This window comes from Embleya sp. NBC_00896, from assembly GCF_045207785.1.
GTDB lineage: Bacteria > Actinomycetota > Actinomycetes > Streptomycetales > Streptomycetaceae > Embleya.
In genome coordinates this window covers 3,562,740-3,586,199 of record NZ_CP108776.1, presented here as the reverse complement: position 1 = coordinate 3,586,199, position 23,460 = coordinate 3,562,740, and the positions used below count along the sequence as shown (strand labels likewise).

Annotated in this window: 22 protein-coding genes; 15 read left to right on the top strand and 7 right to left on the bottom strand. The window is 71.1% G+C overall.

The genetic code is table 11. The features are described 5' to 3' along the window. Nucleotides 1-44: 44 nt before the first annotated feature. The gene (locus tag OG928_RS16220; RefSeq protein WP_406284275.1) at nt 45-533 is read left to right on the top strand and encodes a YbjN domain-containing protein; all 489 of its coding nucleotides are present in this window, start codon (nt 45-47) and stop codon (nt 531-533) included. Nucleotides 534-596: 63 nt separating this feature from the next. Here the strand turns inward: OG928_RS16220 and OG928_RS16215 are convergent, their stop codons facing one another. Next, complete coding sequence (locus OG928_RS16215; protein WP_406284273.1) at nt 597-1,754, bottom strand: pyridoxal phosphate-dependent aminotransferase; 1,158 nt, start codon at nt 1,752-1,754, stop codon at nt 597-599. A gap of 232 nt (nt 1,755-1,986) precedes the next feature. Between OG928_RS16215 and OG928_RS16210 the strand changes: the two genes are divergently transcribed. From OG928_RS16210 to OG928_RS16200, 3 genes are all read left to right on the top strand, one after another. Then, complete coding sequence (locus tag OG928_RS16210; protein ID WP_406284272.1) at nt 1,987-2,493, top strand: DUF2617 family protein; 507 nt, start codon at nt 1,987-1,989, stop codon at nt 2,491-2,493. A 71-nt stretch (nt 2,494-2,564) separates the two neighbouring features. Further along, nucleotides 2,565-2,990, top strand: coding sequence for a DUF350 domain-containing protein (locus tag OG928_RS16205; protein ID WP_406284271.1), 426 nt, complete (start codon nt 2,565-2,567; stop codon nt 2,988-2,990). 180 nt (nt 2,991-3,170) lie between these two features. Next, nucleotides 3,171-4,718 (top strand): polyamine aminopropyltransferase, encoded by a 1,548-nt coding sequence (locus OG928_RS16200; RefSeq protein ID WP_406284269.1) that lies wholly within the window; start codon nt 3,171-3,173, stop codon nt 4,716-4,718. Between the two features lie 59 nt (nt 4,719-4,777). On the opposite strand, the gene OG928_RS16195 is transcribed toward OG928_RS16200, so the two are convergent. Then, nucleotides 4,778-5,956 carry a lipid II:glycine glycyltransferase FemX gene (locus OG928_RS16195; RefSeq protein WP_406284267.1) on the bottom strand — a complete coding sequence of 393 codons (1,179 nt, stop codon included), beginning with the start codon at nt 5,954-5,956 and terminating at the stop codon, nt 4,778-4,780. Between the two features lie 173 nt (nt 5,957-6,129). On the opposite strand from OG928_RS16195, the gene murJ reads away from it, so the two are divergent. From murJ to pyrE, 3 genes are all read left to right on the top strand, one after another. Beyond that, complete coding sequence (gene murJ, locus OG928_RS16190) at nt 6,130-7,941, top strand: murein biosynthesis integral membrane protein MurJ (RefSeq protein ID WP_406284265.1); 1,812 nt, start codon at nt 6,130-6,132, stop codon at nt 7,939-7,941. A gap of 97 nt (nt 7,942-8,038) precedes the next feature. Further along, nucleotides 8,039-8,764 carry a CoxG family protein gene (locus OG928_RS16185; RefSeq protein WP_406284263.1) on the top strand — a complete coding sequence of 242 codons (726 nt, stop codon included), beginning with the start codon at nt 8,039-8,041 and terminating at the stop codon, nt 8,762-8,764. An 11-nt stretch (nt 8,765-8,775) separates the two neighbouring features. After that, complete coding sequence (gene pyrE, locus OG928_RS16180) at nt 8,776-9,315, top strand: orotate phosphoribosyltransferase (protein WP_406284261.1); 540 nt, start codon at nt 8,776-8,778, stop codon at nt 9,313-9,315. 520 nt (nt 9,316-9,835) lie between these two features. Here pyrE and OG928_RS16175 read toward each other — a convergent pair. Then, nucleotides 9,836-10,498: a DedA family protein gene (locus tag OG928_RS16175; protein ID WP_406284259.1), complete on the bottom strand. Its 663-nt coding sequence runs from the start codon at nt 10,496-10,498 to the stop codon at nt 9,836-9,838. A 231-nt stretch (nt 10,499-10,729) separates the two neighbouring features. On the opposite strand from OG928_RS16175, the gene OG928_RS16170 reads away from it, so the two are divergent. Then, a complete protein-coding gene (locus OG928_RS16170) occupies nt 10,730-12,052 on the top strand; it encodes an FAD-dependent oxidoreductase (RefSeq protein ID WP_406291013.1) in 1,323 nt (440 codons plus the stop codon). Between the two features lie 7 nt (nt 12,053-12,059). On the opposite strand, the gene OG928_RS16165 is transcribed toward OG928_RS16170, so the two are convergent. The 3 genes from OG928_RS16165 to OG928_RS16155 all read right to left on the bottom strand — a co-directional run bounded on the left by OG928_RS16165 (nt 12,060) and on the right by OG928_RS16155 (nt 14,673). Further along, a complete protein-coding gene (locus tag OG928_RS16165; protein WP_406284257.1) occupies nt 12,060-12,986 on the bottom strand; it encodes a hypothetical protein in 927 nt (308 codons plus the stop codon). Then, complete coding sequence (locus OG928_RS16160) at nt 12,983-13,579, bottom strand: SigE family RNA polymerase sigma factor (RefSeq protein ID WP_406284255.1); 597 nt, start codon at nt 13,577-13,579, stop codon at nt 12,983-12,985. Before OG928_RS16160 ends, OG928_RS16165 begins: the two co-directional genes overlap by 4 nt. Before the next feature lie 125 nt (nt 13,580-13,704). After that, nucleotides 13,705-14,673 carry a hypothetical protein gene (locus OG928_RS16155; protein ID WP_406284254.1) on the bottom strand — a complete coding sequence of 323 codons (969 nt, stop codon included), beginning with the start codon at nt 14,671-14,673 and terminating at the stop codon, nt 13,705-13,707. A gap of 324 nt (nt 14,674-14,997) precedes the next feature. On the opposite strand from OG928_RS16155, the gene fbaA reads away from it, so the two are divergent. After that, the gene (fbaA, locus tag OG928_RS16150; RefSeq protein WP_406284252.1) at nt 14,998-16,020 is read left to right on the top strand and encodes a class II fructose-bisphosphate aldolase; all 1,023 of its coding nucleotides are present in this window, start codon (nt 14,998-15,000) and stop codon (nt 16,018-16,020) included. 70 nt (nt 16,021-16,090) lie between these two features. Beyond that, on the top strand, nt 16,091-16,507 hold the full coding sequence (locus OG928_RS16145) for a DUF3151 domain-containing protein (RefSeq protein ID WP_406284250.1): 417 nt from the start codon (nt 16,091-16,093) through the stop codon (nt 16,505-16,507). A 116-nt stretch (nt 16,508-16,623) separates the two neighbouring features. Here OG928_RS16145 and OG928_RS16140 read toward each other — a convergent pair whose 3' ends face one another. Further along, the gene (locus tag OG928_RS16140) at nt 16,624-17,553 is read right to left on the bottom strand and encodes a diacylglycerol kinase family protein (RefSeq protein WP_406284248.1); all 930 of its coding nucleotides are present in this window, start codon (nt 17,551-17,553) and stop codon (nt 16,624-16,626) included. A 124-nt stretch (nt 17,554-17,677) separates the two neighbouring features. Between OG928_RS16140 and OG928_RS16135 the strand changes: the two genes are divergently transcribed. From OG928_RS16135 to purD, 5 genes are all read left to right on the top strand, one after another. Then, nucleotides 17,678-18,970, top strand: a complete 1,293-nt coding sequence (locus tag OG928_RS16135; RefSeq protein WP_406284247.1) for an adenylosuccinate synthase — start codon at nt 17,678-17,680, stop codon at nt 18,968-18,970. 117 nt (nt 18,971-19,087) lie between these two features. Then, on the top strand, nt 19,088-20,440 hold the full coding sequence (locus OG928_RS16130) for an aspartate aminotransferase family protein (protein WP_406284245.1): 1,353 nt from the start codon (nt 19,088-19,090) through the stop codon (nt 20,438-20,440). Between the two features lie 243 nt (nt 20,441-20,683). Then, the gene (locus OG928_RS16125; protein ID WP_406284243.1) at nt 20,684-21,406 is read left to right on the top strand and encodes a GntR family transcriptional regulator; all 723 of its coding nucleotides are present in this window, start codon (nt 20,684-20,686) and stop codon (nt 21,404-21,406) included. A 74-nt stretch (nt 21,407-21,480) separates the two neighbouring features. Further along, on the top strand, nt 21,481-22,083 hold the full coding sequence (locus OG928_RS16120) for a hypothetical protein (protein WP_406284241.1): 603 nt from the start codon (nt 21,481-21,483) through the stop codon (nt 22,081-22,083). A gap of 37 nt (nt 22,084-22,120) precedes the next feature. After that, nucleotides 22,121-23,389, top strand: a complete 1,269-nt coding sequence (gene purD, locus OG928_RS16115) for a phosphoribosylamine--glycine ligase (protein ID WP_406284240.1) — start codon at nt 22,121-22,123, stop codon at nt 23,387-23,389. The last annotated feature ends 71 nt before the right edge of the window (nt 23,390-23,460 follow it).

Below are 23,460 nucleotides of genomic sequence, written 5' to 3'. Positions count from 1 at the left end.
CGAATGAGAGAGGATGGCGTCGATACGTCTGGAGAGGATCCTTCATGAGCATCGACCCGTCCTCGCTTCCGAGGTCGACCTTCGTTCCGGCCGCCCCGGTCGTCAAGCCGTCGGCGGACCTGATCAACCAGGTCCTCGACGAGCTTCAGGTGAACCATTTCACCGACGACGAAGGCGACATCTGCGCGCCCTGGGATGGTTTCCGCGTCTACTTCATGCTGCGCGGCGACAAGCACGAGATCTTCACGGTCCGGATGTTCCTGGACCGTGAGTTCGCCCCCGCCGACCGCCCGCGCATCCTGGAGCTGCTCGACGAGTGGCACCGCCAGTTCTTCTGGCCCAAGGTCTACACGCACGAGCACGAGGGCAAGCTGCGCCTGATCGGCGAGGCCCAGCTCGACTGCGAGCCCGGCATCAACCGCGAGCTGTTCGTGTTCACCACGCGTGCGTGGATCAGCACGTGCATCTCGTTCGGCAACTGGATCACCGAGCAGTACGGCCCCGAGGACAAGCCGGCGGACGGCGAGGCGTAGGCGGTACACGCGTGTGTGGGGGCCGAACCGGCCCCCACACGCATGCCGGGGTTCGTGGTCGGCTCAGGCCAGCGTGGCCAGCCGCTTCACGGCCTCCTCCAGTACCTCGACGCGCTTGCAGAAGGCGAACCGCACGAGCGGCAGGCCGACCGCGGCGTCGTCGAAGAACACCACCTCCGGTACGGCCACCACGCCGCACAGCTCGGGCAGCCGACGGCAGAAGTCGAGCCCGTCGGCGTAGCCGAGCGGTGTGATGTCGGTGGTGGTGAAGTACGTCCCCTGCGGTTCGTACACGGTCAGCCCGGCCGCGCGCAGGCCGCCGCTCAGCAGGTCGCGCTTGTCCCGCAGGTCGTCCCGCAGGCCGGTGAAGTAGGTGTCCGGCAGCCGCAGCGCGTGCGCGATCGCGGGCTGGAACGGCGCTCCCGAGGTGTAGGTCAGGAACTGCTTCGTCGTGCGCACCGCCGCGATCAGCTCCTTCGGCGCGCACACCCAGCCGATCTTCCAGCCGGTGAACGAGAACGTCTTGCCCGCCGACGAGATCGTCACCGTGCGCTCGCGCATCCCGGGCAGGGTCGAGAGCGGGATGTGCTCGCCCGTGTAGACCAGGTGCTCGTAGACCTCGTCGGTGATCACGATCAGGTCGTGCTCGATCGCGACGGCGGCCACCGCCTCCAGCTCGGCCCGGGTGAGCACGGTGCCGGTCGGGTTGTGCGGGCTGTTGAGCATGATCACGCGCGTGCGGTCGGTGACGGCCGCGCGCAGCTCGTCGAGGTCGGGACGAAAGTGCGGCGGGCGCAGGGTGACGCCGACCCGGCGCGCGCCGGCCATCGCGATGCACGCCGCGTACGAGTCGTAGAACGGTTCGAGCGCGATCACCTCGTCGCCCGGTTCGAGCAGCGCCAGCAGCGACGCGGCGATCGCCTCGGTCGCGCCGGTGGTGACGAGCACCTCGGTGTCGGGGTCGAAGGTCTGCCCGTAGAAGCGCTGCCGGTGCTCGGCCACGGCCAGGCGCAGATCGGGGATGCCGTCGCCCGGCGGATACTGGTTCACCCCGTCGCGCATCGCCGCGACCGCGACCTCGATCACCTCCGCGGGGCCGTCGGTGTCGGGGAAGCCCTGGCCGAGGTTGATCGCGCCGGTCGTGCGCGCGAGCGCGGACATCTCGGCGAAGATCGTCGTGCCCAGGCCGTCCAGGTGTCGGGCCAACAGGGGTCGGGTCATCCGTACGGCTCCTTCGCGATGGGTCGGCTCTGCGGGCCCATCCTCGCGCGCCGGGGAGGGCACCCCACAGGGCGCCCTTCACCCGTTTGTGTCAGTGGCTTTCACCTTCGCGGGTGACGACGCTGTGGCTTCGGGCACCTACGGTGAGTCAAGTCCCCTGGTTTGCAGCCGATTGTCGCCCCCGGGAGCCTCCCGTGGGTCTTCCCCGTTGCCCGGACAGATGAGCGCGAGAATGCACGCCACACTCACCACCACGTACAGCGACACCCGCGCGGACGGCCTCGGTTGGTGCCTGGGCCTGCCGCGGCTTCCCGCGTTGGCCGTGCGCAACGTCGAGTTCGGAGGGCTCAAGCTGGAGCTGCGCCTGTTGGGCGCGTCGCATCAGATGCTGATCGACGCCGGGCCGGGGGGTGTGGAGCCCGTGTCGGAGACGGTCGCGTGCGTGTCGGGGGCCGCCACGCCGCTGCCCGCCCGGGCAGCCACCAGGCTCGGGCGCTGGGAGTACGAGTTCACCGCGCTGACCCAGTCGTTCGGCGACACGGCCTTCGTGGCGCGGGTGCGCGAGATCGTCGCCCTGGCGTCCGCGCACGAGCACGGGCTGATCGGCGAGTATCCGGGCCTGCCGTACGCGGTCACCGCGATGGTGGTCGAGCGCGCCGGGGCCGGTGCGACGTGGTCCACGTGGCACACGTATCCGCAGGAGCGTCGAATCGTCAGTACTCGAAGTCGCGCGATGTGACGATCCGACGAAACGATCCGACAGAATGACGGCCCATCGGGTGACACGACGACGATGGGGGACACGGCGGCATGTTCAGGGATCTCGCGGAGGGTGTCGGCTACGCGTTCGCGTACGGGGGCGTGGGCATCGTGCTCATGGTGCTCGGGTTCGTGCTCGTGGACGTACTGACGCCCGGCAACCTCGGCCGGCAGATCTGGATCGAACGCAATCGCAACGCGGCGCTCGTGCTCTCCTCCGCGCTGCTGGGCGTCGGGATGATCGTCACCACGGCGATCGCCACGACCTATGACGAGTTCGGCAAGGGCCTCGCCTCCACGGCGTTGTTCGGCGTCTCCGGCCTGATCCTGATGGCCATCGCCTTCCTGGTGATCGACCTCGTGACCCCGGGCCGACTCGGCGCCACGGTGGTCGAACGCGAACCGCACCCGTGCGTGTGGGTGACCGCGTCCTCCCAGATCGCGATCGCCGCGATCGTGTCGGCCTGTATCGCCTAGCGCTGGTGCCGTGACCGGTTCGCCGGTCGACTGTTCGCGGACGTCCGGACGTCCGGACGTCCGGACGTCCGGGCGGGCTCGACCGAGTCCGTCCGGCGGGGACGATCGGCGTTAGCCGGTTCGGGTGAACTGTCGGCGCGTTCGGGAGATCGGTCGCCGGTTGCCACCTAGCGTGCGTGGGTGAACCCGACCATGGTGCGCGCGCCCGCACCACAAGCGAGTTCGGCCGCGATCGCCGCGGGGCCCGCGCGGTACGTGGTGTTGCTCGCCGTCCTGGTGTGCGCGGCCTGCGGGCTCGTGTACGAACTCGCGCTCGCGGCGCTCGGCGGCACCCTCGGCGGAGACCCCGTAGTCGCCACCTCGATCGTGCTGTCGGTCATGGTCTTCGCGATGGGCGTCGGCGCGCTCGCCGCCAAGCCGCTCGCGCGCCGGGCCGCCGCGGCGTTCATCGCGGCGGAGATCCTGCTCGCGGCGTGCGGCGGGATGTGCGTGACCGTGCTGTACGCCGGGTTCGCCTGGTACGACGTGTACCGCTGGCCGATGATCGCCGTCGCGGCGGTGCTCGGGCTGCTGATCGGGGCCGAGATCCCGCTGTTGATGACGCTCGTGCAGCGGATCCGCCCGCAGGAGGCCGGCAGCGCGGTCGCCGACCTGTTCGCGGCCGACTATGTGGGCGCGCTGATCGGCGGGCTGTTGTTCCCGTTCCTGCTGCTGCCCCGGCTCGGCCAACTGCGCACCGTCGTGCTCACCGGCGTGGTGAACGCCGTCGCGGGTGCGCTCGTCGTGCTGTGGCTGTTCCGCGCCGACCTGTCCGGGCGGGTGCGGATCGGGATGTACGCGGCGGTGGGCGCGGTGCTCGCGCTGCTGGCCGGCACGTGGTCGTACACGCCCGCGTTCGAGCGGGCCGCGCGCGACGCGCTGTACGGCGGCGGCGTGGTGTCCGCGCGGGACGACGTCGTGGTCACCCACACGAGCACGGGCCCCGAGCTGTACGTGGACGGCGAGCGGCGGGTCCCGGCGAGCGGCGCCGGCGAGTCGGCGCAGGCCCTCGTGCACCCCGCGATGGCCGGGCGACACGAGCGGGTGCTCGTGCTCGGCGGCGGCGACGGGCTCGCGCTGCGCGAGGTGCTGCGGTACGCGGCCGTGCGCGAGGTGGTCGTTGTGGTCGCGCGCGCCGCCGAGACCGAACCGGCGCGCGTGGACCCGGCGCTGCGCGCGCTCGCCGGCGACGCGTTCGCCGACGGGCGGGTCCGGGTCGTGGTCGGCGACGCCTTCGCCTGGGTCCGCGCGGCCCGGGACCGCTTCGACGTGGTGGTGGCCGACCTGCCCGCGCCGACCACCGGCCCCGCCGCGCGGCTGTACACGCAGGAGTTCTACGGCCTCACCCGCGCGGTCCTGCGCCCGGCCGGCCGGATCGTGGTGCACGCGCCGGTGCCGGACGCGCGCCGCGCGTACTGGTGCGTGGACGCGGGCCTGCGCGCCGCGGGCCTGCACACGGTGCCGTACCGGGTCACCGTGCCGGGCCCGGCGGATCGGGGCTACGTGCTCGCCGGCGTCGCCCCCGAGCCCGGCCTGCGGGCCGCCGACGACGCCCCGGACCAGGCGGCCGTGCCCTTCCTGACCGCCGACCGCCTCGCCCTCGCGACCTGGTTCCCCCCGAACCAGTCCCGCGTCGACGTGCCGCCGTCCACGCTGGCCCGCCCGCGGATCGCCGACTACGCCCGCTAGGACGTGTCTTCACGCACCGGACGGGCCGAGACCACCGGAAAGCGCCGGACGGGCCGAGATCACCGGATCGACATGTACGCGCGGAACGCCTTGTGCAGCGCGGGGACCACCGGGTACTCCCACTCGCCCATGTTCTCCACGACCTGCCCGTTCGTGCCGAGCTTCCAGCGCAGCACCCCGAACAGCCGGTCGTCCGGATCGATCACCGGGCTCACCCCGCGCATGTCGTAGACCGGGACCCCGCGCTCGTGCACGTCCTGGATCATCCGCCACTGCAACGCGTGGCTCGGCCGCACGCCGCGGCCGTGGTCGGTGGACGCGCCGGTCTGGTACCAGACCCGCGCACCCGCGCTGATCAGCGTGTGCGCGGCGAGCAGGCGGTCGTCGAAGCGCGCGAGGTAGAGCCGCATGCGACCCGCCGCCTCGGCGTTGAGCGCCCGGTACTGCCGTTCGTAGTACGGCAGTTCGCGGCCGAGCCGGAAGCCGTTGCGGCGCTCGGTGACCTGGAGCAGCTCGAAGAAGGCGGGCAGGTCCTCGAAGCCGCCGACGGTGATGTCCACGCCGGACTTGTCGGCCTTGGTGATCGCGCGCTTCCACTCCTGGTTGAAGCCCGCCTTGACCTGGTCGAGCGCGCGACCCTCGAACGGCAACTCGAAGGTGTACCGCGGCTGCGCGTCCGCGCCGTCCCCGGAGGCGCGCCACCCCATGTCGCCGAGCCGCAGCGCGACGGTGGCACCGAGCGGGTCGATCTCGTCCGGGGTGACCCGGTCCAGGTGCTTGAGGCCGTGCTTGACCGCGTCCTTGACGGTCTGCGCCCGCCACCGCCGGTGCGCGAGCGGGGGACCCATCCGGACCGTGAACACGTGGCGCGCGCGCATGTGCTCGATCAGCGGCGCGAGCCACCGCTCGGGGTTCGGGTCGGTCCAGTCGATCACCGGCCCCTCGGGCAGGTACGCGAACCAGTAGGGCACCTTGGGCATCTTGCGGTAGAGCACGAGCGCCGACCCGACGACGGCACCGCTCGCGTCGAACCAGCCGATCCCCTCGCTGCGCCAGCCCTCCTTGACCACGGCCCACGACGGGTATTGCAGGAATCCCGCGTCGCCGCGCCCGTCGAGGTGCGCGAGGTGCGCCTCGGGGGTCAGCCGGGCGACCCGGAGCGTGGTGTCGGGGACCACGGCGGGCGAGCCGGTGGCGGGGGTGGTCGAGCGCGCGGGCGCCGAGAGCAGCGTGACCACGGACGTCTCCTCGGGGGTGGCAGGGGTGCGGGTAGCCCCGCACCCCTTTAAGAGCCCGTGGAGGAAAGGTTTTGTCACCAAGAAATTCGGATGCAACGAAAGTGGCCCGACGAGGACTCAGACAACGGGGGAGCATGTCTCGGACCCCGATCGAGACCGGATTGGAGTCGTTTGTGAGCCATGTCGTCTCGGCTCCGCCGCGCGGCCGGCACGCGCGCGGCGAGGACCACGCCGCCGGTCCCGCCGCGCGCGCGACCGAGCCGACGGGCGCGCTCGCACCCGCGCGACGCGGGACCGGCGGCGTCGGCGCCGGGCGCGGATCGGTGCTCCGGGGCGGCGCGAACCTCGCGCTCGGCTCGGTGGTCTCGCGACTGACCGGATTCGCGCGCAGCGCGATGGTGGTCGCGGCGCTCGGCACGGGCCTGTTCGCCGACGGCTACAACGTCGCCAACACGGTGCCGAACATCCTGTACATCCTGCTGATCGGCGGCGCGCTCAACTCGGTCCTGGTGCCCCAACTCGTGCGCGCGGCCCGCCGCGACGCCGACGGCGGGGCCGGGTACACCGACCGGCTGCTCACCGCGGTCGGCTGCCTGCTGCTCGCGCTGACCGTCGCGGGCGTGCTCGCGGCACCCGCGATCGTCTCCGCCTACGCCGACTACGACGGCGCGCAGCGCGAGTTGACCATCGCGCTCGCGCGGATGTGCCTACCGCAGATCCTCTTCTACGGCGTGTTCGCGCTCGTCGGCGAAGTGCTCAACGCGCGCGGCCGGTTCGGGCCGATGGCCTGGACGCCGATCCTCAACAACGTCGTGGTGATCGCGGTCTTCGGGTCGTTCCTGCTGGTCGCGCGCGACGTCCGGGACGCGCACGGCATCACGCCCGCGCAGGTGCGGCTGCTCGGGCTCGGCACGACGCTGGGGATCGCGGTGCAGGCGTGCGCGCTCGTGCCGTATCTGCGCGCGGCCGGTGTGCGCTGGCGGCCGCGCTTCGACTGGCGCGGCCACGGGCTCGGCGCGCCGCTGCGGATGGCCGGCTGGGCGGTCGCCCTGGTCGGCGTCTCGCAGGTGGGCTACTGGCTGGTGACCCGACTCGCGGTCGAGGTCTCGGACCGGGCGGTGCGGTCCGGGCTCGGGCACGGCGTGGGCTATACCGCCTACGCCAACGCGCAGTTGTTGTGGATCGTCCCGCACGGCGTGGTGACCGTGTCGATCGCGACGATGCTGATGCCCCGGATCAGCCGGGCCGCGGCGGACGGGCGGCACCCGGTCGTGCGCGACCTGATCTCGCGCGGGCTTCGGCTGAACGCGCTCGTGATCGTGCCGGTCTCGTTCTTCTTCCTCGCGCTCGCCCCGCAGGTGACGGCCGTGGTGTTCCAGCACGGCATCACGACCGAGGCGGACACCCGCGCGATGGGACTCATGCTGACGGCGTTCGCGCCGGGCCTGATCGCGTTCTCGGCGCAGTACGTGATCCAGCGCGGGCTGTACGCGGTGCAGGACGCCCGCACGCCGTTTTGGGCCAACGTGGCGATGACGCTGGTCGGCGCGCTGTTCGCGCTCCTCGCCTACGGGACTTTGCCGACCGAGTGGGCGGTTACCGGGATGGCCGCCGGATACAGCGCCGCGCAGGTGGTCGGCCTGCTGTGGCTCGCCGCCGTGCTGCGCCGCCGGTTGCGCGGCCTGGACACCAAGCGGGTGCTCCGCGTCCACGTCGGGCTGGGCATCGTGTCCGCCGGCGCGGCGGCCGGCTCGTGGCTGCTCGCGCGGTGGTGCGCGCACGCGCTCGGCACCGGACCGATCGGCGCGGGCGTCTCGCTGGCCGGCGCGGTCGTGCTCTTCGGCGCGATCGTGGCCCCCGTCGCGTATCCCCGGGCGCGCCGGCTGCGGTTGCCCGCGGGGCCGCCGATCCCGCCACCGGACCCCGACGCGAAACCGGGTGTGATCGACCCCGAGGCGCCGACCGGTCGACACCGCAGAGTGTGATGGGGTGGGCGGGTACATTCCGGCCGGCCCCGCCGACCGGTCACGCCGCCGGCAGTCGCGCCGTCGACTGCCGCGAGATGTGCGAAACGGAGAGCGGATGCAGTACGAAGTCGTCGTACCGATCCCGGTCCAATCGATATGGGACACCTTCCACGACGCCGAGCGCCTCGCCCAGTGCATCCCCGGCCTGCTGCTCGACGAGCCGGCCCGGGCCGGCGCCGACGGGCCCGAACTGACCGGCCGTTGGAAGTTGCGGGTGGGCACCAACACCGTCACCTACCGCGGCACGCTGCGGCTGCGTGACGCGGATCTCCCGCTCACGCTGACCGCGCTGGTGGACGGGGACGAGGTGCGCGGCTCGGCGCGGGTCGGCGCCGAACTCACGGTGCGGTTGTACGACCAACGTGCCGGTGACGCGGCCGAGTACGACACCGGCGAGACCCGGATCGTCATCGACGCCACGCTGCGGGTCGAGGGCGAGGGCCGCACCTCCGAGTTCGGCTCGGCGCGCCTGGACGGCGCGTTCGCGCGGGCCGCCGACCTGTTCGCGGCGGCGCTGACCGACGAGTTGGCCCCCGTGCCGGACACCCCGTTCGAGCCGGTCGTGGCGATCTCGGATCCGTTCGCGACACCCCGGCCGCGCATACCCGTACGCCCGGTTCTGGTCCCCGATCCGAAGCCCGGCTCGGAGTCGGATCTGTGGTCCGAGGTCGGTCGCGGCACCGGCCGAACCGCTCGCCGCGCGCTGCGCGTGTTCGTCCCGGTTCTCGGCGCGCTGGTCGTGTGGCGCCTGGTGCGCGTCCGACGCCGTCGTGCCGGTTAGGCTCACTTGTCATGAGTTCCGACCGTGATGCGCTTCTCGACCAGATCAAGACCAAGGCCGTCGTGCACGGCCGGGTCGTCCTCTCGTCCGGCAGGGAGGCCGACTACTACGTCGACCTGCGCCGGATCACGCTGGACAGCGAGGCCGCGCCGCTGGTCGGCCGGGTCATGCTGGAACTCACCGCGGACCTGGAGTACGACGCCGTGGGCGGGCTGACCCTGGGCGCCGACCCGGTCGCCGCGGCGATGCTGCACGCGGCCGCCGCGCAGGGGCGCAAGCTCGACGCGTTCGTGGTCCGCAAGGCGGGCAAGGCGCACGGCCTCCAGCGGCGCATCGAGGGTCCGGACGTCAAGGGCCGTCGGGTGCTGGCCGTCGAGGACACCTCCACGACGGGTGGCTCGGTGCTCACCGCCGTCGAGGCGTTGCGCGAGGCCGGCGCGGAGGTCGTCGCGGTCGCGGTGATCGTCGAGCGCGGAGCCGCCGCGACGATTGCGGAAGCGGGCCTGGAGTACCGGGTCGCTTACACACTGGAAGACCTCGACCTGAATTAAGTTACCCATACGTATCGAGTCGACGGCCGTGCCTGTGATGCCTTGCGCATTCACCGGAACGGCCGTTGCTTTTTTCGCGGTCTCGGATATGGTCTTTGCAGTTCCTGCGCCGGTACCTTGTACCGACCGAACTTCCCGGGGGGGAAGTATGAATTCGTATGCACGCGATCTCGCGCGCCCGCCGCTGTGTGCCGTTCGGCCGAGCGGAGCCGTGTGCCGTGCGAGGCGTGGCATCACATCTCATTCCCCTCGAGCCGCCGGGTCGGTTCCCCGTCCGGCCCGGCGGCACCCTCGGCCGAACGGCCGATAGCCGCCGTCGAAGCGGCCGATAGGTCACCCTGTCCTCGGTCCCCGTCCGGGGACAGGGTGTTTTTCGTGTCGGCGAATAGCGGTATGACGCACGGCGTCGATAAAAGGTTGTACGGCTTTCCGATCCGATTCGATTCCGGTTCGATTCCGACCACGAAAAAGCGGCGACGCGCCTCGGGCGCGCCGCCGCTTCGTCTCGGATCGTGTCGGCTCAGTGACCGGACGTGGCTTCCCGCTTCGCCTCGCGCTTGCTGCGGACGACCTCGATGATGATCGGCAGCAGCGAGATCAGCACGATGACGAACACCCCGGGCAGCAGGTACTTGTCGATGCTTCCGCCGATGCTGTCGCCCAGCTTGTAGCCGAGCAGGATGATCACGTCGGTCCACAGCAGACCGCCGACGACGTTCCAGAGGAAGAACGTGCGCGCCGGCATCTCCAGGACGCCGGCGACCGGGTTCAGGAACGTGCGGACGATCGGGATGAACCGGGCGAGCACGACCGCCTTCGCCGGACCGAACTTCTCGAAGTACTGCTCGGCCTTGGTGACGTACTCGGCCTTGAAGAGCTTGGAGTCCGGTTTGCTGAACATCTTCGTGCCGAACCTGGCCCCCAGGAAGTGACCGAGCTGGGCACCGGCGATCGCGCACAGCGGTGCGCCGATCAGCAGCCAGGGCAGCGAGATGGACGTGCCGACGATCTCCTCCGCCGACGAGGACGCGGCGACACCGGCCAGGAAGAGCATCGAGTCGCCGGGGAAGAAGAACCCGACCAGCAGCCCGGTCTCCGCGAAGATGATGGCGAGGATGCCGATGAGCCCGAACGTCGAGATGAGGGACGTCGCGTCGAGGACGTTGACAGCTTGGAATTCCACCTCTGGAGGGTAGTGCGCGCGAGGCGCACCGTGTCACCCCGTCCCCTCCCAGCGGCCCGCATCATTACGAGGTCGGGACGTTGTCGGTGTTTCCGGAGGCGCTCGCGGCCGGGCCGTTCCGGCGCCGGCGGGCACACACGCACGCACACGCAGGCACACGTACGCACACAGAGTCAGGGGCAGTCCGTGGGGAACGAGCGACTGGTTGTGATCGGCGGGGACGCCGCCGGAATGAGCGCGGCCTCCCAGGCCCGGCGGCGTCGGGGCGAGGACGACCTGGAGATCGTGGTGGTCGAGCGCGGCCGGTACTCGTCGTACTCGGCGTGTGGGATCCCGTACCTGGTGTCCGGCGATGTCGACGGGCCAGACGCGCTGATCGCGCGCAGCCCGGAGGAGCACCGCAAGCGCGGGATCGACCTGCGGATGGGGACCGAGGCCGAGGGCATCGACCTCGACCGGCGCGAGATCGCGATCCGCGACCTGGCGACCGGGCGGGCCGACCGGGTCGGCTTCGACCAGCTGGTGATCGCGACCGGCGCGGTGCCGATCCGGCCGCCGCTGCCCGGGATCGACGCGCCCGGCGTGTACGGCGTGCAGACCCTGGACGACGCCCGCGAGCTGCTCGACTGGCTGGCCCCCCGGCATCGCAAGGCGGTCGTCATCGGCGGCGGCTACATCGGCATCGAGATGGCCGAGGCGATGGTCCGCAAGGGCTTGGAGGTCACGGTCGTAGACCGGTCCGCGCAGCCGATGTCCACGCTCGACCCGGACATGGGCGCGCTCGTGCACGAGGCCATGGAGGGCCTGGGCATCGACGTGGTGACCGAGACCGAGGTGGTGGCGATCGAGGTGGTCGACGGTCGCGCGAGCGCCGTGCTGACCGCCGACGGGCGCTTTCCCGCCGACATAGTGGTCCTCGGCCTGGGGGTCCGCCCCAACACCGCACTCGCCCGCGCGGCGGGCCTGCCGCTCGGCGACAGCGGCGGCCTGGTCACCGATCTGCGGATGCGGGTCACGCCCGACGGGGTCTGGGCGGGTGGCGACTGTGTCGAGGTGCTCGACCTGGTCTCCGGGCGCCGCCGGCACGTCGCCCTCGGCACCCACGCGAACAAGCACGGCCGGGTGATCGGCACCAACATCGGCGGCGACTACGCGACCTTCCCGGGGGTCGTCGGCACCGCCGTCAGCAAGGTCTGCGACCTGGAGATCGGCCGCACCGGCCTGCGCGAGAAGGACGCCGCCGCGGCCGGCTACGAGTTCACCACCGCGACGATCGAGTCCACCGGCCGGGCCGGCTACTACCCGGGCGCCCGCTCGATGAAGGTCAAGATGATCGCGGAGCGGAGCACCGGCCGACTCCTGGGTGTCCAGATCGTCGGCCGCGACGGCGCCGCGAAGCGGATCGACACCGCGGCCGTCGCCCTCACCCACCGGATGACGGTCGAGGAGATGACCGCCCTGGACCTCGGCTACGCGCCGCCCTTCTCGCCGGTGTGGGACCCGATCCTGGTCGCGGCGAGAAAGGCGGCGCAAAAGGTCGCAGAGGGCCACTGACCCGACGTCAGTCCGGGAGGGGCTTGAAGCCGGAGAGGTCCATGGTCGCGACCACCCGGTCGGCGATGGTGTCGTCGGCCGGGAGCCCGATCGCGGTGACGTACACGCCCTGTTCGGTCAGGTACCACAACCGGATCGTGTAGGACCCGATGCCTTCGCAGGTGGCGGCCCAGGAGCGGTACTTCGCGGCGTGCCCCGCGACCGTGACGGTGGACTTGGCGGTCAGTTTGGTCACGGCCCTTTGGTCCGGGGGGAGCTCGATGACGAGCTTGCCGTCGCGCATGCACGTCAGCTGGTTGAGGCCGTCGGAGTCGCTGTCGATGTGCTCCGCGTTGGGCCACGTTCCGGCCGAGTCCGGGACGGGCTTGACCCTGACCGCGACGACACCGTAGCCCGTACAGTCCCCGGCGAAGTCCGCCTTGGCGACGACGCACTCTTTCATGGCGTTCGCACGAACCACCTTCCAGGACGACTGCTTGGTGAACTTCACCGCCGACACGTCGGAGGACTTGGGCTTGGTCGAACTCGCTGCGCCGCCTGCCGGATTCGTCGACGGCGGACGGCTCGTCGACGACGCGCTCGACTCCGTCGGTCCGGACGACGCCTCGCCCGGCGGCACGATGTCCGGCGTCGGCGTGGTCGTCGTCGGCACGATCCCGGTCGGCAGCGGGACGGGGGTCTGCGACTGGAGCGGTGTGCTCCTGTTCGTGTCGGGCGCCCCCATCAGGGACACCGCGGCGAACGTCGCGGCGACCGTCGCCATCACGGACAGCGGGACGGCGACGGTCATCCACCTGCTGCGGCCGTTCACACCGCGAGCGGATACCGGATCGGCGGGGCGCAAGGCCCCGACGGTCACCTGCTCGGCCCGAGCGGCCATGGCAGCGCGCAGCAGTTCCTCGAGCGGCGCGTTCTGCGTATCGCGTTCGGTCACGGCTGTTCGTCCTTCATGATCTTTTCGAGGGCGTCGAGGGCACGGCTGGCGGTCGACTTGATCGTGCCGCGGGAGAGCCCGAGCACGTCGGCCATCTGCGTCTCCGACAGCTCGGACCAGTAGCGCAGGACCAGAACCTCACGCTGGCGCGGCGCCAGCCGCTTGAGCGCGGCGAGGACCCGCATGTGCTCATCGGAGAGCACCGCGGCCTCCTCGGGGGAGGAGGCGTCGGGTTCGTGCGGGGGAACGTAGGCGCGGGCCGTACGCCGGCGGCGCAGGACCGATCGGGAGAGGTTGACGACCGACGTGCGCAGATAGGCCATGGCGTTGTCGACATCGTCGAGGTTCTCGCCGAAATTGGAGTAGAGGGCCGCGAACGCGTCCTGGACGACGTCCTCCGCGGTACCGAGGTCGTCGACGAGCAGGATCGACAGCCGAACCATGCCCAATCGCTGCGCGTGGTACAGCTCGGTCAGCGTCGGGCGCTTCGGGGGGTTGTCGTCCCCGCCGCGCAGCACGCGAAAGCGTGAACGGCGCGGTTTCACCGCCTCGGTGTTCGCGCCCGCCGGCCGGTCGTCTCCGAATGCCGGCATGCTCAGCAGTGCCACGGCGCTGCCGCCCCCCTTGATGTCATCGGATCGCCCTCACCCCGGTGCGGTCCTACTTCTGAGACGTGCGAGGCACGCGATGGTTGTTCGCGTGCCGAATCCTTTTGGGGCTACGGTCGGTTGCCTTCGCGGCGGACCCTCGCGGCCACCAGCGCGGCGCCACCGAGGAGGACCAGCGCGCCGCCGGCGAGCGACAGCGGCAGGGCCGCCGGGCCGCCGGTCACGGCCAGGGTGGGCTGCTCGGTCCGCGGGGGCTGCGCGGCGGGCGTCGCGGCGGGCGTTTCGGCGGCGACATTCGCGGGCGGGGCCTTGGTGGTGGTCGCGGGCTTGGCGGGAGGCGGGGCCTCGGCGTCGGCGACGACGAAGTACTTGGGCCCGTCGTGGCCCGATCCCTTGATGTCGATCCTCGCGTCGAGGAAGCTGTCCACGGCCTTCGCGGGGGCCGAGGACTTCACCGTGAACACGACGTCGACGGTCGTGCGCGTGCCCGGCGCGCCGCGGCCGGCGAGCGTGAACCGGCCGCCCAGGATCCCCTGGCACTGGCGCTTGAGCGGTACCGCCCCTCCGTTGCCCGGGTACGAGTAGCGCACGCTCACATCCGAGGGCTGGGCCGCCCACCTTCCGGTGCTCCCCTGCGGCGGGTTCATGTCCCCGTCCAGGAAGAACGACAGGGCGATGGGGATTCGGCCCAGCTGCTTCCCGGAGCCGTTGACGACGGTGACCCGGGCGTGCACCTCCCGGTCCCGCGCGACCGTGCCCGGCACGCCGCCGATGGTGAGGGTCACCTTCGACCAGTCGACCTTGTCGCTCGTCGGGGACGGCTCGCCCGAGCCGACCTTCGTCGACCCGGTGGTGGCCGAACTCGCCTTGCCGGTGCCCCCCTTGCCGCCGGGCGTGGTCGGTGCGGCGGATGCGACCGACGGGCGTGCGGGCGCCGGCGGGACGGGATCGGGACCCGCGCAGGCGTAGGCCGCCCCCGCCATGCCGGGCGCCAGCGGCAGGCCGACTCCGATGAGCAGGGCCGCGGACGCGACGGTGGCGGCCTTCTTCGCGAATATGTTCATAACGGGCTTGCGCATGGCAGAGCTCTCCCCTGGGCAACGTGCGGTGAGTCGAAAGAAGTGGAGCGGGTGAACGAGGCGGTCCGTCCGGCGCGGGTGGCCGTGGTCCGTGCTCTCAACCTGTACGACGCCCAGGGGTCGAGGGGGTTGCGCGTGCTCGAAACAATCTTTCCGAAATCATCTGACGGTGCGTCAGGCCCTGATGGTCGTCCTCCGAACGAGGTGCCCGGGATGCTGTGCCGTCCGACCTGGTCTGCGAGGATGGGCGGCAAGCGGGGATACGGCCATCCGTGTCCGAAACCCTCATATCACCGCTTGGCTTGAGCAACGAGGAGCAGACGCATGCCCATCGCAACTCCCGAGGTCTACGCCGAGATGCTCGACCGGGCGAAGGCCGGTCGATTCGCCTACCCGGCGATCAACGTGACCTCGTCCCAGACCCTGAACGCCGCGCTGCGCGGCTTCGCCGAGGCGGAGAGCGACGGCATCGTCCAGGTGTCCACGGGCGGCGCGGAGTTCCTGTCCGGCACCACCGTCAAGGACATGGTCGTCGGCTCGGTCGCGTTCGCGGAGTACGCGAAGGTCGTCGCCGAGAAGTACTCGGTGAACATCGCCCTGCACACCGACCACTGTCCCAAGGACAAGCTCGACGGGTTCATGCGCCCGCTCATCGACATCTCCGCGGCGCGCGTCGCCAAGGGCCAGGACCCGCTGTTCCAGTCGCACATGTGGGACGGTTCGGCCGTACCGCTGGACGAGAACCTCGAGATCGCCCGTGAGCTGATCGCCAAGTGCGCCGCCGCGCGGATCGTCATGGAGCTGGAGATCGGCGTCGTGGGCGGCGAGGAGGACGGCGTCGACAACGAGATCAACGACAAGCTCTACACGACGCCGGAGGACGCGCTGGCGACCGTCGAGGCGATCGGCCTGGGCGAGAAGGGCCGCTACATGCTGGCCGCGACCTTCGGCAACGTGCACGGCGTGTACAAGCCGGGCAACGTCAAGCTGCGGCCGAGCATCCTCAAGGACATCCAGGACGCGGTCACCGCGAAGCACGGCCGCGAGAAGCCGTTCGACCTGGTCTTCCACGGCGGCTCCGGCTCGCTGCTCGAGGAGATCCGCGAGGCCCTCGACTACGGCGTGGTCAAGATGAACGTCGACACCGACACCCAGTACGCGTTCACCCGTCCCGTGGTCGACCACGTGCTGCGCAACTACGACGGCGTGCTCAAGATCGACGGCGAGGTCGGCAACAAGAAGCTGTACGACCCGCGTTCGTACGGCAAGGCCGCTGAGACCGGGATGGCCGAGCGGGTCGTCGTGGCGTGCCAGGACCTGCGCTCCGCGGGCACCCGGCTGAAGTAGTACCGACTCGATCCGGGGCCCGCGACCACGAGGTCGTGGGCCCCGCGTCGTGATGGGCAATCATGGGGCCATGAACATCGATCAGAATCTTTTCGGCGGACCCGACCCCACCTACCTGCCCGAGGAATCCGAGCCCCTGGCGCTGCTCGTCGACGGCGTGGACCCGGCGGAGGTCGCCGCGAAGTTCCCGACGTTCTCGCTCGCGTGGGCCGAGCTCGCCGACGCCGCGTTCACCAAGGGCAGCGTGATCGAGTCGTACGCGTACGCCCGCGTCGGCTACCACCGCGGCCTCGACGCGCTGCGGCGCGCGGGCTGGCGCGGCCACGGCCCCGTGCCGTGGGAGCACGAGCCGAACCGCGGCTTCCTGCGCTCCCTGCACGCCCTCGCGCGTGCCGCGGGCGCGATCGGCGAGGAGGAGGAGTACTCCCGCTGCACCATCTTCCTCCGTGACAGCAGCCCCACCGGCGCCAACGCCCTCGAAGGCTGACCCCAGCCCTCCACAACCTCGCCTGGCGGTCGGCGTGCCCTCGAACGCCGGCCGGGCCTGACTCAGCCCGGCCGGCGTTTGAGGCCACCCAGGCCCGCCCACATCGAACCGCAGCCCTACGCCGGCACGAACAACCGCCACCCCGTCGGCCGCACCGTCCAGGTACGAAGCCGCACCGGCCCGGTGGCCATGCCATCCGCCGCATAGGTGAAATCCCGCCCGCACACGGTGATCGAATGCGCCCGCAACCGCACATGCGCATCCCGCCCCGAAGCCGGCTGCGGCACCCCACCCAGCCCGAACCGGGCCGCCCCGGGATGCCCGGTGATCAACACGCTGGCCGTCCCGGCCCCATTCGCACTCGCCCCGTTCGACGTGACTTCCGTCATCTTCACGCGCGCCGCCGCCGAGCCGTCGCAGCCCAGATGCACGGACAACACCGGCCGATCCATGTCGGCCACGACACAGCCGTCCGCCTCGATCCGCAGCCGATGCCCCGACGGTCCGACCGCGGCCCCGACGGTCGTCGAGACCGTGCGCGCAGCGAGGTCGACCAGGCCGCGCCACCCGCGCCCGGACGCCGCCGCGACGGTCGCCGCGCGCACCGATCGCACGCCGTGGCCGATCCGCACCGACCGCAGTGCGAGCCCGCCCAGGTCGTCCGACATCAGGTCGAAGGAACGTTCGTTCTCGCCCAGGGCAACGCGTGCGGCCTTCGCCGGCTCGGCCGGCAGCCCGAGCGCCTCGGCCAGCCCGTGCCCGCTTCCGGTGTCCACCGGGACGATCCCGAGGGGGGTGTCCCCGAGCTCGCCCTGTCGATCCAGCGCGCGGGCCACGGCATGGACGCCGGCGTCCGTGCCGATCACCACGACACGCCGACGACCCCGCCGCGCGAGCGCGCGTTGCAGGTCTGCCGTGTCCGTGGGAATGACGATCTTGCTGGGGGCGCAAGCCCGCAGAACATCGAGCGCGACCCGGACGGATTCGCCGTCCGCCGAGCGAGCCGCAGGGTCCGTGATCACGAGCAGCGAGCGCTCGGCCGACACCGGTCGTCCTTCCTCAGGTAACCTCTCCCCGCAAGAGCCCCTTGCCGCGCACCGCGTCAAGGGGCTTGGACCGTCCGGGGCTCCCGTTGTCAAACATGCCCCGCCTGGAAGGGGTGTACGCCTCATGCCCGCACTCGTACTCGTCGGCGCCCAATGGGGAGACGAGGGCAAGGGGAAGGCTACCGACCTGCTCGGCGGATCCGTCGACTACGTGGTCCGGTACCAGGGCGGCAACAATGCCGGCCATACCGTTGTCATCGGCGATCAGAAGTACGCCCTCCACCTTTTGCCCTCCGGCATCCTCACGCCCGAGTGCACGCCCGTCATCGGTAACGGTGTCGTCGTCGACCCGGGGGTGCTGCTCCACGAGATCGGCACGCTGGTCGAACGCGGCATCGATACCTCGAAGCTCGTCATTTCGGGCAACGCGCACCTGATCACGCCGTACCACCGCACGCTCGACAAGGTGACGGAACGGTTCCTCGGCAAGCGCAAGATCGGCACGACCGGGCGCGGCATCGGCCCGGCCTACGCCGACAAGATCAACCGTGTCGGGATTCGCGTCCAGGACCTCTTCGACCCGGGGATCCTGACCCAGAAGGTCGAGAGCGCGCTCTCGGACAAGAACCAGATGCTCGTCAAGATGTACAACCGGCGCGAGCTCGCGGTCGAGGCGGTGGTCGAGGAGTACCTCGGCTACGCCGAGCAGCTCAAGCCGTATGTGGCCGACACCACGCTGCTCCTGAACCGGGCCCTCGACCAGGGCAAGGTCGTCCTGCTCGAAGGCGGCCAGGGCACGCTGCTGGACGTGGACCACGGGACGTATCCGTTCGTGACGTCGTCCAACCCGACGGCGGGCGGCGCGTGCGCCGGTTCGGGCATCGGCCCGACCAAGATCACCGGCGTGATCGGCATCCTCAAGGCGTACACCACGCGTGTGGGTGCCGGACCGTTCCCGACCGAGCTGTTCGACGAGGACGGCGAGGCGCTCCGCCGGATCGGCCACGAGCGCGGGGTGACCACCGGTCGCGACCGTCGCTGCGGCTGGTTCGACGCGGTGATCGCGCGCTACGCGACGCGGGTCAACGGCCTCACGGACTTCTTCCTCACGAAGCTGGACGTGTTGACCGGCTGGGAGGAGATCCCGGTGTGCGTCGCGTACGACATCGACGGCGTGCGGCACGACGAACTGCCGATGTCGCAGACCGACTTCCACCACGCGAAGCCGATCTACGAGAAGTTCCCCGGCTGGACCGAGGACATCACCGGCGCGCAAACCTTCGACGACCTGCCGAAGAACGCGCAGCGGTACGTCAAGGCGCTGGAGGACATGTCCGGCGCCCCGATCTCGGCGATCGGCGTCGGCCCCGGCCGCACGCAGACCATCGAGATCAACAGCCTGCTCCGCGGCAAGTAGCGGCGCGCGGCGACAGGCGACAGCAGCGGGGCCCGGCCGACAATCTGTCGGACGGGCCCCGTGATCGTTGACAACCTGACGGGTGGGGCGGCGTTTGCCCGGCCTTAGGGTGGCCGCATGAGCACTCTGGACCCGGCGGCCGGGAAGGCCGTATACGACGCCGACCGCGCCCATGTCTTCCACTCCTGGTCCGCACAGGGGCTCATCAGCCCGCTGGCGGTCGCGGGCGCCGAAGGTTCCTACTTCTGGGACTACGAAGGCAACAGGTACCTGGACTTCGCGTCCCAACTGGTCAACACCAACATCGGGCACCAGCACCCCAAGGTCGTCGCGGCGATCAAGGAGCAGGCCGACAAGCTGTGCATGATCCAGCCGGCCTTCGCCAACGACGCCCGCAGCGAGGCGGCGCGGCTGATCACCGAGCTGGCGCCCGGCGACCTCAACCGGGTCTTCTTCACCAACGGCGGCGCCGAGGCCAACGAGAACGCGATCCGGATGGCCCGGCTGCACACCGGCCGGCAGAAGGTGCTCTCGACCTACCGCTCGTACCACGGCGCCACCGCCAACGCGATCGCGCTGACCGGCGACCCGCGTCGCTGGCCGAACGAGACCGGCGTGTCCGGCATCGTGCACTTCTGGGGCCCGTACGCCTACCGCTCCGCGTTCCACGCCGACGGCGAGGCACAGGAGTGCGAGCGCGCGCTCCAGCACTTGGAGAACACGATCGTGTTCGAGGGCGCCCAGACCGTCGCCGCGATCGTGCTCGAGACCGTGGTCGGCACCGCCGGCATCCTGGTGCCGCCGGCCGGCTACCTCGCCGGAGTCCGGGCGCTGTGCGACAAGTACGGGATCATCTTCATCGCCGACGAGGTGATGGCCGGCTTCGGCCGCACCGGCGCGTGGTTCGCGGTGGACAACTGGGACATCACGCCGGACCTGATCACCTTCGCGAAGGGCGTCAACTCCGGTTACGTCCCGCTCGGCGGCGTGATCATCTCCGACCGGATCTTCGAGACCTTCCGCGAGCGTCCCTTCCCGGGCGGCCTGACCTACTCGGGTCACCCGCTCGCGTGCGCCGCCGCCGTCGCGACGATCACCGCGATGCGCGACGAGGGCATCGTGGAGAACGCGAAGATGCTCGGCGAGACGGTGATCGGCCCCGAGCTGCGCGCGATGGCCGAGCGGCACGCGTCGATCGGCGAGGTCCGCGGCCTCGGCGTCTTCTGGGCGATCGAGCTGGTGAAGAACAAGGAGACCCGCGAGCCGCTGGTGGCGTACAACGCCGCCGGTCCGGCCGCGCAGCCGATGAACGAGTTCACCGCCGCGTGCAAGGCGAGGGGCCTGTGGCCGTTCGTCAACATGAACCGCACGCACGTGGTCCCGCCGTGCACGAGCACCGAGGCGGAGGTCAAGGAGGGCCTGGCCATCCTGGACGAGGCGCTGACCGTCGCGGACGCGTTCTGCGCGTGACCGCCGGCTGACCTGCCGTCAAGAAGCCGTACCCGCACCTTCATTGGTGCGGGTACGGCTTTTTTCGCGTTCGCGGCACGGCTTTTGTCGATCCGTCGGCAGACTCCCGACGTCGCGGGGCTGAATCGGATGGGCACGTTGCTCCCCAAATCGGATATCCGTTCATATGATCGACTCGATCGACTTGATCGGACGGGGTGCCCGTCGGCGCGACGGTGCCGACGGCCGGCGAAGAGAGACCGCGTGCAGTCGGCACAAGGCAGTGTTTTAGACGGCGAGTTGCTCTTCGGTGCGGCCGGACCCACCGGTGAGCACGCCCCGTTGCGGCGGATCAGCCTGCGGCAGGAGATCGCCGACGTGCTCAGCGACGACCTGGTGACCGGGCGGCTCCCGGCGGGCACCTCGCTCACCGTCAACGAGACCGCGCAACGCTTCGGGGTGTCGGCGACGCCCGTGCGCGAGGCGCTGATCCAACTAGCCGCGCACGGCCTGCTGCTCGGCGGCCACCATCGCGGCTTCCAGGTGTGCAGCTTCACCTGGACCGACTTCTCCGAGATCGTCGAGTCCCGGCGGCTGCTCGGCGTCCCGCTGATCGGCCGGGTCGCGCGCACCGCGCCGGACGAGGCGATGCCGACCCTGCGTCTGCTCGGCGACCGCCTCGACGGCGCGCGCTGGAACGGGGACGTGTCCGACGTCGCGCTGCTGGATCGCCGGTTCTTCGGCGAACTCGGCCGCTGGAGCGGCAATCGACGACTGTCCGACGTGCTCGCGGTGATGCGGGTCCAGGGCTGGATGTACATCGTTCCCTACCTGCGCGACGCGGCCGAGACCTCGTCCGGCTGGGGGCGCTATCGCGAACTCGCCGACCGGGTGGCGCTGCGCGACGCCGAGGGCGCGATGGAGCTGATGCGCGACTACACCTCGTCCGGGCGCCGGATCGCGCGCGAACTCACGGACGCGGGCTGACGATCACCGCGGTCGCGGGCGGTACGGTGGCGCCCGTACCCTGCCGTGCCATCGACGAAATCGGGAGCTGCACCGTGGATTGCGACGTCTGGCTCGTTCCGCTCGTGGACGCGCTGTGTCACAACCCGGAGAATCCGTTCCGCGACGAGCTGGCGGCCTACGACGCCACGCTCACCGGCCACGGACTGCCCGCCGTGCCGGTGCGCGAGTGGCGGTCCGGGACGGCCGAGGTGCGGCTGGCCGGGGCGTTCGACCACGAGTCGCTGCACTACCTGCGGCGCGCCTACCTGCTGCACCGCACGGGATTCCCGGTCACGCCGGTGGAGCGGCTCGGCGAGGACTACGACAAGCTCCTGGAGACGTTCGAGGCGGCCGCGCAGCACTCGCACCTGGTGTGGCACTACGACCACGCCGGCGCGTACCTGCCGGTCGACTTCCCGCAGCCGCTGATGGACGAGCCGCTGCCCGAGGACGGCGGGCCGCTCGGCTCCAGCCTGGGCATGCTGCGCGAGCTGGAGGACCTCGCCCCGTACATCGGCGTGGACCTGCTCGATCCGCCCCGTCCGACGCCGACCTACGACGCCGCGCCGTTCGCGCGCGAGCGGTTCGTATGGGCGACGCTGTACGCCGCCGCGCAGGAAAGCGTCGCGTTGGGCGCGATGGTCGTGTTCGCCTGAGTTCGGTCCTCGTCGGGCACACCACTAGGCTGCCCGTGTGAAGGTCCTCGTGATTGGCAGCGGTGCCCGTGAGCACGCGCTGTGCCGCTCGCTCTCCCTCGACTCCGCGGTCTCGGCCGTCTACTGCGCGCCCGGCAACGCCGGCATCGCACAGGTGGCCGAACTGCGTCCGGTCGACGCCCTCAACGCCGGGGCCGTCGCCGACCTCGCGCAACAGCTCGACGCCGACCTCGTCGTCGTCGGCCCGGAGGCACCACTGGTCGCCGGGGTCGCGGACGCGGTGCGCGCCCGGGGCATCGACTGCTTCGGCCCCTCCGGCACCGCGGCGCGCCTGGAAGGCTCCAAGGCGTTCGCCAAGGAGGTCATGGCCGCCGCGGGAGTGCCCACCGCGCGTTCGTACCTGTGTACGACCCCGGAGCAGGCCGACAGCGCGCTCGACGCGTTCGGCCCGCCCTACGTGGTCAAGGACGACGGCCTGGCCGCGGGCAAGGGCGTCGTGGTCACCGACGACCTCGAGGCGGCCCGCGAGCACGCCGCGTCGTGCGACCGGGTGGTCATCGAGGAGTTCCTGGACGGCCCCGAGGTCTCGCTGTTCGTGCTGTGCGACGGCAACGACGTGGTGGCCCTGCAGCCCGCGCAGGACTTCAAGCGGGTCGGCGACGACGACGCCGGCCCCAACACCGGCGGCATGGGCGCGTACACCCCGCTCCCGTGGGCACCCGAGGGCCTGACCGAAGACCTCGTGCGCACCGTCGCCCAGCCGACCGTGGACGAGATGCGCCGCCGCGGCACCCCGTTCTCGGGCGTGCTGTTCATCGGCCTCGCGCTGACCTCGCGCGGGCCGCGCGTGATCGAGTTCAACTGCCGCTTCGGCGACCCCGAGACGCAGGTCGTGCTCGCGAGCCTGGCCACGCCGCTGGCCGGCGTGCTGCACGCGTCCGCGACCGGGCGACTGGGCGAGCTGGAACCGCTGCGGTGGCACGAGGGCGCGGCCGTGACGGTGGTCGTGGCCGCCGAGAACTACCCGTCGACCCCGCGCACCGGCGACCCGATCGCGGGCCTCGCCGAGGCCGCGAAGGTGCCCGGTACGTACGTCCTGCACGGTGGCACCCGGCGCGGCGAGGACGACAGCGTGTTGTCCTCCGGCGGCAGAGTGCTCTCGGTGACCGCCACGGGCGACTCCCTGGAGCAGGCGCGCGAGCGTGCCTACGAGGGCGTCGCGCTGATCGGCCTGCCGGGTTCGCACCACCGCACCGACATCGCGGCGAAGGCGATCAAGGGCGAGATCACGGTCGCGAACGGCTGAACTCGGCCGTTCGGTCGCATCGTCGGCCGGCTCAAACACACGCAGCCGTCCGGCCCCGGATCTCACTCGCA

Bases quoted from the DNA above. Each gene is read 5' to 3' on its own strand.
- OG928_RS16220 (WP_406284275.1), top strand. From the start codon at position 45: ATGAGCATCGACCCGTCCTCGCTTCCGAGGTCGACCTTCGTTCCGGCC.
- OG928_RS16155 (WP_406284254.1), bottom strand. From the start codon at position 14,673: ATGCGCAAGCCCGTTATGAACATATTCGCGAAGAAGGCCGCCACCGTC.
- fbaA (WP_406284252.1), top strand. From the start codon at position 14,998: ATGCCCATCGCAACTCCCGAGGTCTACGCCGAGATGCTCGACCGGGCG.
- OG928_RS16205 (WP_406284271.1), top strand. From the start codon at position 2,565: ATGTTCAGGGATCTCGCGGAGGGTGTCGGCTACGCGTTCGCGTACGGG.
- pyrE (WP_406284261.1), top strand. From the start codon at position 8,776: ATGAGTTCCGACCGTGATGCGCTTCTCGACCAGATCAAGACCAAGGCC.
- OG928_RS16135 (WP_406284247.1), top strand. From the start codon at position 17,678: ATGCCCGCACTCGTACTCGTCGGCGCCCAATGGGGAGACGAGGGCAAG.
- OG928_RS16160 (WP_406284255.1), bottom strand. From the start codon at position 13,579: ATGCCGGCATTCGGAGACGACCGGCCGGCGGGCGCGAACACCGAGGCG.
- OG928_RS16130 (WP_406284245.1), top strand. From the start codon at position 19,088: ATGAGCACTCTGGACCCGGCGGCCGGGAAGGCCGTATACGACGCCGAC.
- OG928_RS16185 (WP_406284263.1), top strand. From the start codon at position 8,039: ATGCAGTACGAAGTCGTCGTACCGATCCCGGTCCAATCGATATGGGAC.
- OG928_RS16210 (WP_406284272.1), top strand. From the start codon at position 1,987: ATGCACGCCACACTCACCACCACGTACAGCGACACCCGCGCGGACGGC.
- OG928_RS16215 (WP_406284273.1), bottom strand. From the start codon at position 1,754: ATGACCCGACCCCTGTTGGCCCGACACCTGGACGGCCTGGGCACGACG.
- OG928_RS16145 (WP_406284250.1), top strand. From the start codon at position 16,091: ATGAACATCGATCAGAATCTTTTCGGCGGACCCGACCCCACCTACCTG.
- OG928_RS16170 (WP_406291013.1), top strand. From the start codon at position 10,730: ATGAGCGCGGCCTCCCAGGCCCGGCGGCGTCGGGGCGAGGACGACCTG.